The organism is Vogesella margarita (assembly GCF_028548475.1).
Classification (GTDB): domain Bacteria; phylum Pseudomonadota; class Gammaproteobacteria; order Burkholderiales; family Chromobacteriaceae; genus Vogesella; species Vogesella margarita.
Genome location: NZ_JAQQLE010000019.1, coordinates 1 through 9,674, shown reverse-complemented (window position 1 = coordinate 9,674; position 9,674 = coordinate 1). Strand labels below are relative to the sequence as shown.

The 9,674-nt window shown below is 54.2% G+C and carries 5 protein-coding genes; all 5 read left to right on the top strand.

The genetic code is table 11. From position 1 onward, the window contains the following. A partial coding sequence (locus tag PQU96_RS15865) for an IS3 family transposase (RefSeq protein ID WP_272771416.1) occupies positions 1-91 on the top strand: 91 nt, incomplete at its 5' end. Positions 92-130: 39 nt separating this feature from the next. Further along, positions 131-1,441, top strand: coding sequence for a hypothetical protein (locus tag PQU96_RS15860; protein WP_373316304.1), 1,311 nt, complete (start codon positions 131-133; stop codon positions 1,439-1,441). A gap of 153 nt (positions 1,442-1,594) precedes the next feature. Then, the gene (locus PQU96_RS15855) at positions 1,595-3,091 is read left to right on the top strand and encodes a DUF8370 family protein (protein WP_272773373.1); all 1,497 of its coding nucleotides are present in this window, start codon (positions 1,595-1,597) and stop codon (positions 3,089-3,091) included. 132 nt (positions 3,092-3,223) lie between these two features. Continuing rightward, on the top strand, positions 3,224-4,267 hold the full coding sequence (locus tag PQU96_RS15850) for an IS110 family RNA-guided transposase (RefSeq protein ID WP_272773372.1): 1,044 nt from the start codon (positions 3,224-3,226) through the stop codon (positions 4,265-4,267). A 662-nt stretch (positions 4,268-4,929) separates the two neighbouring features. Continuing rightward, positions 4,930-9,498 carry a hypothetical protein gene (locus PQU96_RS15845; protein ID WP_272773371.1) on the top strand — a complete coding sequence of 1,523 codons (4,569 nt, stop codon included), beginning with the start codon at positions 4,930-4,932 and terminating at the stop codon, positions 9,496-9,498. The last annotated feature ends 176 nt before the right edge of the window (positions 9,499-9,674 follow it).

The following is a 9,674-nucleotide window of genomic DNA, read 5'->3' as shown; positions in this document are numbered from 1 at the left end:
CATTCGCTGGTACAACGAAAAGCGAATCAAGCTTTCCCTAGGGGCACGCAGCCCCCTAGAGTATCGGGAAAGTCTTGGTTTGGCAGCATAAACAAGTCCAAGATTTTGTCCGCACCCCCCCTGGTCACTTTTGCACGCTGTTTTACATGCTACCCTCTTGCAGTTTCCTCCGTTGCCCTCTAAGCCAATCAAGAAGGGACAGTCTGGATATCGCAGCCTAATCCACGCGGCAATGGCTGCTGTTCTTCATGAAGCTACTGAGGAGTTACAGAATCCAGCCCCGGGGCGCTTTACTCACCATGGCATGAGAAGCGCGGAGGAAGTCGTGCGTATTGCGGCGAAGGACTTTATGCATACGCCAGGGCTATCGGTCGAGCAACGGTACATCCATACCGATCTTTTCGATGCACTGAACATTGTCTCTTCTCTCATGTACGAGGGCGCAAAAGGCGTAGGTCACCTCATACTCGTCGACCCGGAGAACGACGCCGTCGATTTCATGGTTAAGTTTGCTGAGCCAGTAACTTTTCGTGAACCGCGATGGGTTCGGAAAGTGCTACAGATGGCGACGACAGGTGTTGGAATCATCGCAGACAGTCAGCATATCTACGGACTTGGGCAACTGAAGGTTTCGCACGATTCCAGCGCACAAGATGCGTTCACAGTTACCTTCATCGATCACTATCACTGGGTGCTGCGCTGCGGCAATCAAGGGCTACTTCGCTGTCACTATGCAGTGCCAAAACTTCCGCAGGAACCCTTCGATAAGGCTGCTTTCCTCGCAAACTATGTTCGACTGTTTCCGCAGTCGTCACAGGAGAATGGATTACACCTGTGGAACCTGCTGCTGGCCCAGATTCGCCAAGAACACGGCAGCATGATCGTTGTCGCGGAAGACGCAGCCAGCGAAGCACGCCGGCTCAGCAAGCAAGGTACCAGTATCGTGCCAACCCTACTTTCTGAATCGTTGCTCCGGAGTGTCAGCGGAATCGACGGCACCATACTGCTCGATCCCTCGGGCGTCTGCCACGCTATCGGGATCATTCTCGACGGTGAGGCGACCGATCAATGCACGCCTTCACGGGGATCGCGATACAACTCTGGCGTGCGCTACGTGCAGGCGAGCAATCATCGAAGGTTTGCCATTGTCGTGTCGGATGATCGTACTGTCGATATCATTCCTGGGCTCAGACGATTGGTCAGTCGCACTCGGATCGAGCAGCATGTCGCCGGGTTGGAAGCTGCGACGCTTGATAACTATCACGACTCTCGAAACTGGCTGGATGACCATCGCTTCTATGTCAATGCCGAGCAATGTGCTCGGATCAACAGAGCGATCGAGAGACTGGATGCTCTTCCTAAGGAGGTAGGCTTGATCTACCTTGGAACTGAAAGATTTGAAGTTCATCCAGAGATGAATGAAAGCTATCTCACTGACTGACAGAACAATGCCATCCAATGGCATCGTAAGTGCCCAGCCGCAACTGGCGGGGTACACCAATAGTGACAAATTGGTCTCTAAAGCCAGGTACTGCTCAAGACGGAATAGACGTCGATCCTGCTTGGGATATTAATTTTTTCGGTGGGGTGGAAGATGTGTGCAAAAATTTATTTTTCTGATTTCTTCAGTGTGGCGCCTGATGTTTTAGAGGAGTACGGTGCCTTCAATATTTCCCTGATCAATGACCTCCCACTATTTATTGACCCTTTTTTGCTTTTTGATAGCCAAGAAGATAAATATCAGGTCCTTCATGAGGATATTATCCGCTATGTGAGGTTTCTGCGTGATATCGCTGAGAATGATTCCATCTCAGCTGGTCTAATAGAAAGCTGGTTTGGATTTCCAGAAGTCAGTCAAAACTGGCTTGGATTTAGTAAGACTGGAAATAAAGGAAGTGGCCTGGGTAAAGATTTTGCAAAAAGTCTTAATAAGAACCTGCGTCGGGTATTTAAGAGCTTTGGCCAAGAAACGATCACAAGAGGAAGTCATCTTGAGAAGCTATGCCTGCTCTCCGATGGGGTTGGGCGTGATCATCTCAGTGATTTTACGACTAATCTGATCAAGGGATATCTGTTGGAGTACACACAGCAGTTTGCTCGCGAGCACATTGCCCCTGAACTTTGCAAGACCTTCGCTGTTAAGCGGGTCAGTTTCAACTATGAAACACGCAGATGGCACGACGCGCGCTTTGAGTTGCCAGCACATAAAGGCGACTACATTCTACTGACGCCAAAGAACATGCTTACCAAGGATGAAGCTTGGATCAATAGAGCGGACCTACTCGATACCTTTACCGATATTTACCCGGCAATTCCTGACGAACAGCTTCGCGCACAGATTCAGGAGTATTTTCTGAAACGACTATCAGAGAAGCCGAAAGATCAAGAGATTCGTGAGGCTGCCTCTGCGACAATTGAGCAGTTTCCTGAAGTGTTGGATTATTATGTTCGCAAAAAAGAAGACTCGGCTGATGAGGCTCATTTAGTAAGTAACCTAAAGGTGCGTGACACAGAAGAGCAGTTTGTCAATCAAGTTCAGCAGTTAGTTGGCAATCACTTAGAAGGAACCGAATTTTATAACTTGGGGGATAGCTTTGAGGAGTCTCTTCGTCGTGTTCATTTTCTCAAGAAAGTCATTGAGGATAATGATGGGTACAGGCTGTTTTATGTAAAAGGTAAGCCAGTTCAGCGCGAGGCAGATTTGCAAATCATGTACCGGCTGACTTGGTATGCCACAGTTTTTGACGTCAATCGTGAGGTCAATAACGGTCGTGGCCCCGTTGATTTTAAGGTTTCAAAAGGCAATGCAGATAAAACCTTGGTTGAGTTTAAGCTCGCGTCAAATAGCAAGCTTAAACAAAACCTCAAGCACCAAGTTAATGTATACGAGGCAGCTAACGACACATCCAAGTCGATCAAAGCAATCTTGCATTTCTCCTTATCTGAATATCGAAGAGTTCAAGAAATTCTCAAGGATCTTGGATTGCAGGCGCGCAGGGATGTCGTCCTGATTGATGCAAGTGCAGAGAGAAAAGTGTCCGCTTCCAATGTTACTGATCAAACCCAAGCAGATCTGAATTTCGGAAATTGAGTGTTTCGTTAATAACAGGACCTTTCCACCCTAAGCCTGAATCAATGGGATGGACTCCTCCCTCCTGATACGGCATCAACGTGCCAGACTGGAAGTGTCAACAAACCAGTCAACAGAAACGAGGAGTCCACCATGAAGATTATGCGCATCGGCATCGATTTGGCCAAAACCGTATTTCAGGTTCATGGTGTGGATGCTCAGGAAAAGCCGGTTTGTCGCCGTCAGTTGCGCCGCCGTCAGTTATTGGAATTCTTTACCAATCGCGAGCCTTGCCTGATCGGCATGGAAGCCTGCGCCAGCGCCCATCACTGGGCACGCAAGCTGCAAGCGATGGGACATACAGTGAAGCTGATCGCGCCGCAGTTCGTGAAACCCTATGTCAAGGGTAACAAGAATGATGCCAACGACGCCGAGGCCATCTGCGAAGCAGTCGGCCGGCCCAGTATGCGCTTCGTGCCGGTAAAGACGGTAGAACAGCAGGATTTGCAGGCGTTGCACCGCATTCGTAGCGAGCTGATCCGGCAGCGCACCGCCAAGGTGAACCAGATTCGCGGCTTGCTGGGCGAGTACGGCATCGTCGTGGCACAGCACGTACCAGCGTTGCGCAAGGCGCTGCCGGAAATCCTGGAGGATGCCGAAAACGGACTGAGTGGGTACTTCCGTACCCTGCTGGACGGTCTACGCGCCGATCTGGTGTATCTGGATGAGCAGATCGACCTGCTGGATCAGGACATGCAGCACCAGGCCAGTACGAATGCGCAGGCAAGAAAGCTGCAGCAACTGCGCGGCATCGGCCCGATCACTGCCACGGCACTGGTGGCAGCCATCGGGCAGAACGCGGGCCAGTTCAAGCGCGGGCGTGATCTGGCTGCCTGGCTGGGATTGACGCCTGCTCAGCACAGCAGCGGTGGCAAGGACAGGCTGCTGGGTATCAGCAAGCGTGGCGATGCCTACCTGCGCACCTTGCTGATTCATGGTGCCCGCGCAGTTGTACGAACTGCGGTGGGGCGATCCGACCGATTGAGTCTCTGGATTCAAAATCTGTGCAGCCGGCGTAACAAGAATGTCGCAGCAGTCGCGCTAGCCAACAAGACCGCTCGGCTGGTTTGGGCGCTCCTCAGCCGCGAAGCAGATTACGACCCGGCCTACGGGCTGGGAGGGTGTAACGCGACCTGAACGCCATCAGTGCTTCCTGGCCCCGACAAAGGGATGATCAACGAGTAAGCCAACCTTCACGATTGCCAAGCAAGTCACAGTGATGGCCGACCGGTCGAACCGGCGTTAGCAGAACCCTGGAGGGGCGAAGTGCAAACAGCACGATGAATCGATTGGGAGCTAACGCGCGAATAGCCCATCATGGCCCGGGCGATAACGCCCAACTCAAGGCCGGATATACGTGAGCAGTCGATCCGACAACCTGAACTGTGAAATGCTAGCAAGCCGGGAGGAGTCCATATACGCCTCTCGTTTACTAGATATATTTGTGGCCGCCTCCATGAAGCGAGCGGCCATTTTCATCGGTCGCCCGTACGTCAGCTTTGGGTCAATAGCAACCGCACCGTTAGGAGTAGATCTACCGGCCGCTTTGGCCGATGATCTGCCTCTACCACCTTGTGGCTGGCAGTAAGTTGGCCAAAGCGGACCTTCGCATGCGTGGTGATAGATGACTGCTTTCGACCCAAATCAGCCATAGAATATTTCCCTGGAGTGGACGTTTATAAGTGAAACCAGATGCGCCTTCCTGTGAGGGTCGGTAAATTATCGGGCTTGCTATATTTTGCGCAATCAGAGCCGAAAGGTATCTGGCCTTGCGTTGGTTTACTATCAAGGGGCCGAAGTTGGATCTTTCGACTATTTCACGCATTCTTTCGTCACTGGTCGCGCCCGTGTTGGGGTGGGTGAAGAAACCCTGGGCGGTGCGTACAGCCGCCCGCAATTTAGCGGCGACGACTTCTTCACCAATCGATGGTTTGGACGCAGGGACCTTTGTGCTTCTCGGCGCCAGTTCGTCCACCGAGTCAGGCTGGCAAAGGATACTTGAGGCGTTCGCACACAGATTGGTGCGTACGGAGCCCTTCTCCTTGCTACATGCGCGTGAATGGTTGAACTCGACCGACACGCAGCGTCGATTGCAAAGTCTTTCGCACGCGCGTATCACCTCCGCGGTCGAGCCGTCGGACGACCGCATGGCGCTAGTTGTCAGCTATATGCAGGCGTCTGGCGAGCATCGTCATCGGGCCGAAGATATCGTCGATCATGCCGTGAAGGTTCTGGTGGCTGGCGTACTTGGTGCGGTGAAAGATGATGCATTGGGAGGCGTACTCCAAATCAACATGCGTGCTCTTCAGCAGCGCTTCGATGAAATCCATATACAACTTGATGCACAGGCATTACCGGAGCCAGGTTGGTCCTTGGAGAGGGCATGCGACGTAAATGCGGAGTGGTTGCTGAATGCCTTCTCCAGCCGAAGCAAGGCTAAGACACGGTTTGGCCAGTCACTCAGTCCGGCTGACACTGCGGCGCCCGTTAAACCCATGCCTAGAACCGACCTTACGGAGCGCTTCGAAGCCCTGCTAATCGAATCGCCCCTTGGCGGCGTGGTCGTCCTTACCGGCGATGAAGGCAATGGCAAATCCTGGCTAGTCGCACAGGCTTGGCTTTCCCTGCCGGTCAAGCCGTTGACGATCTTTCTGACTGCGGAGGATATCGGTGAGCAGATCGCAGATCCAATCGCGCTCATCGCTCGTAAACTCTGCGTACAGACCGATAGGCAAGGGTCCGAGCGCCACCAGGCGTTTTGGTCTGCCCAACTGGACGCATGGCGCACGCAACGCCGCGGCCCCGCGCAAGGTTTTCTGGTCGTGCTTGATGGCCTGAACCAGCGCCCACGTACCGAATGGGCGCGCCTAATCGATCAGCTCAGCGAAGAATTAGAACACATCGGTGGCAAACTGATTCTCACTTCGCGAAAACGCTATTTCGACGGAATGGTCAGGCCGCGCTTAGTCTCGTCCTGCCGTGAGCTGGCAGTGCCAGAGTGGACGCCGGCAGAGCGCGATGCGCTGCTCACCGCTCGGGGTATGCACGGCAGCCAGCTACATGAGCGGGTCGCGGCTTCATTGTGCAATCCCCGCCTGCTTGGCATAGCGCTAACGTTGCTCGACAGTGCACGGCTCCTGGCGCTGGAGGAATTAAGCATTCCTTTCCTGCTGTTTGAGCACCTGCGTGCCAGCCAGCGTGACAGCTACGGTCAATCTGCTGAACACTTCAAGCGCAATTTGCAAGACCATGCAAAGAAGATCTTGCAGCGTTTGAACGGGCAGCAGCGCGACGACCTGAAGGTGTTTGAAGGCGGCCTAGATGCAGTTGTGGAAGGACGCTTCTTCATACCATTGACAGAGGATCTAACGCGCTACACCGTGCGAGAAGAGGGGCTTGGCCTAGCCCTTGGCTTGGCGATCCTTGACGAACTGCATACTGCCCGACGTAACGGGCGCGACCTTAACGAGGCTCTAGCCGCGTTAGCTGAGCCGATCGCTGCCCTCGACCAGGCCTCTGAGGCGATCATGGCTGCGCTGACAGTGGCCTGCATGAGCGAAGAAAATTCAACCGAGATCGGCGTGGCGATCCTAATGGGGTTCGCCGGCTTACAGAACCCGGACGACGATGCTTTCGACGCGATTGCCGCACTGGCACGTACCCGAACGCTGGTTTTTCTCGAAGTGGCACGGACCCTGGCGTTGCAAGGAGGCAGGGCGGTCAATTTCGACTGGATCGAATTGGCGTTGCACCAGGCCAAAGCTGACAAGCAGGCTTGGCTGATGATCGCGCAGGTGGTCGAAGGCTGGCTAGCGCACGTCACTCTAGATATCGAGCAGCATGTCTTTCCTTTTGGCCGCAGCGCTGACGAGGTCATTCAACGACGCATTGAATTACAAGGCGAACTGGAAGCCAAATTGGCAAGACTTTCTACCGAGGAGCACGACATTCTAGACGCGTTGGAGCGAACCACTGCACAAGATGTTTCAGTGCTCGGCAAGGTCGCCCTGAAATTGTTGGCTGGCATGCCGCTGGCACAGTTTGCACGTGCATTGGTGCGATGGAGTTTTGCTGGAAGCCTAAACGGCAGCTACGAAGCACCCTTGAAGGAGTTTCGTCAGTTGATCCGCTTTAACAGCGTTGACTGGCAAGCTACACGTGCGGCACTCCTACTCGCCAGTCAGACGCTGTGCAATGGGAAGCCTTCGCGAGTAGGCCAATGGGCCTTGGTGACGTTGCTGCAGGCGACCGGCCATCCGGACGATGCGCGGCATGCGCAAGAACTCGTTGATGTACTACGTGTAGGACAGCCGGAGCACAGACGGTGGCGACGAGTCGAAAATTATTGCAGCACCGACCCCTGCGACCCCAGCAATACAGAACCTGACAACGTGCTACGCACTGCGGAGCAGTATGCGGCCATCGACGTCACCCGCCTCTATCTGCATATGGGTATGGATACGCTGGATTATTTCTTCAGTGATGCGCGGCCGGCTGTGAGTCGCTATTACAAAGACATTGCCGTTGAACGGCATCGTGCCTGGGTCAACGATGTCCTACTTCGTAGAGGCCTACCACTGCGTCAAGGCGTGGCCGGTTTGCTAGCGCATTCTGCCTTAATCACGCATGAGCAAGCACAGCGATTTGTCTGTCGGGTATGTGGCAGCGAAGCTGATATCGACGCCCTGCGTTCATTGGGCGACGAGGCCAAAATCTGGGCTCAGTTCCAACTGCAATTGGCCTTTCCGGCATTGGATGCGGATGCACAACTTGATGCACTTATACAGGCGAGTTTTGGTAACAGGTTGTCGCAAAATCTGATCAAGATGATTAAGCCGCTCGACGTCCAGACCTTTGAGTACAGTCTTGCTCGTGCGATAGCAGCACAGGACGACGAAGCGCAATTCACCGTGCTGTTGTTTACCCCCTTTGCGAACTGCCCGCTGTCGCCTGCAGTGCGCGCCTACCTTCCAAGCCTGCTCTGCAGCGAGTCGACATTGGTGCGCGCGTATACCTTGCGCATGGTTGCACAGTCAGGCGAAACCGAAGCGCTGAGAATAGTAGTGCAAGGCAACTGGAGTGTGACCCAGTTGAACACGGATGAAAAGCTTGAACGCTGGTACGGTTCAGAAGTCATGTTGGAAGCCGCCGCGCAGTGCATTGCTCCTTGGGAGTCGCTCGTGGCAAACATGGACTATCAGCACCTCGGTCGCCTATCGCGGCGTCTTGGCGGGGCCTCGGCGCGATACGTTGCCAGTGTTGTTGATGCATTGCTCCGACGTTCATTAGAATTGCCAGTCGAGATGAGCATGTTTCAGATCGAGCTTATGCGGCATCCGGACGACGGGCCGCAGCCGCAGTACTTCCGCCTGCTCGAATGCGAACAGCCGACAGGTAGCCTCGACGAAGCCTTGCAGAGTACATTCGAACAAGAAGACGGCTTTATCGAACGCCAGCGCAAGTTGCACGCTGCCTTCGAGACTCTGCTGGCGAACCTCACGCGCATTGATGCAGACAAGTTGTTGGACCAATTTTGTATGGAGGATTTTGCAGCCATCGCTGCGGCCGACACCACTTTGGCCGAGCACTGGAGTGTTTTGCTGCTTGATCAGCCAGACGGCGCGCATCTGGTAGCAGTGCGCAATATCGGCCTACTATTGGCGCATACAATCGCGGCACATGACCCCGTTTGTGCTGTCCAGCTATTCGAAAAATTTGAGCCGATCGCGCCGCTGGTGCGCGTAGTGTTTGGCCACACTGCTATCGAGTTGGGAGCAATGGCAGTCTGGTCGGCAGCCGACCATGCTGAACTGGGCGCGCTGCGCATGCGCCGCCTCGACTGTGCTGCCAATAACGACGCACTCTCACATGAGGTGTGGGCTGCGCTGTGGAATGGTAAATCGACGCAGCTCACTCAGTACATTGATACGCGCTTAGCTTCTGTATGGCCGGCGGCGCAGGCGCGTGCAGTCTTAGTCGCGGGCCTGATGGGTCAGAATCCACACAGCGACAGCGTGCTGGCACGATTTGCCGGCGTACCTGGCCTGCTGGGTGAAACTCAGCGTGTTGCGCGAGAAGCTTATGACCGCCATGCTTGGACCGTGCACTGGCTTGCAGTCATGCGTGCAGCGCCTTCTGCAGAGATTTTCTGGCATGCAGCCGTCCTGTTCCTTGTGGTGGCGGACGGCCGTGTCGAAGCACTCAGGCTCGCACAGCAAGAGGCGCAGACATTCTTCCATCTGCATTGGTCCAGTATCGAACAGCAATTACAGAACCGATTCGATAAACTACGAAAAAAATACAAGGAACGCTTGCTGGCCGAAGAGATGCCTTGGTCGCCGTTTTTGACTCCAGCAGCACGTGACTGAGAATGTGCGGCGCGAGTATCAGCGATGGATGTCAATCAGCGTCGAATTTTGACCAGCGGGGGTGCGGACAAAAACTTGGACTACTGGGAGGTAGTTCATGTACTCGTACGAAGATCGCATCCGCGCAGTTCTGCTTTACATACAGCTCGGCAAGCGCACTGGGGTGACCATTCGCC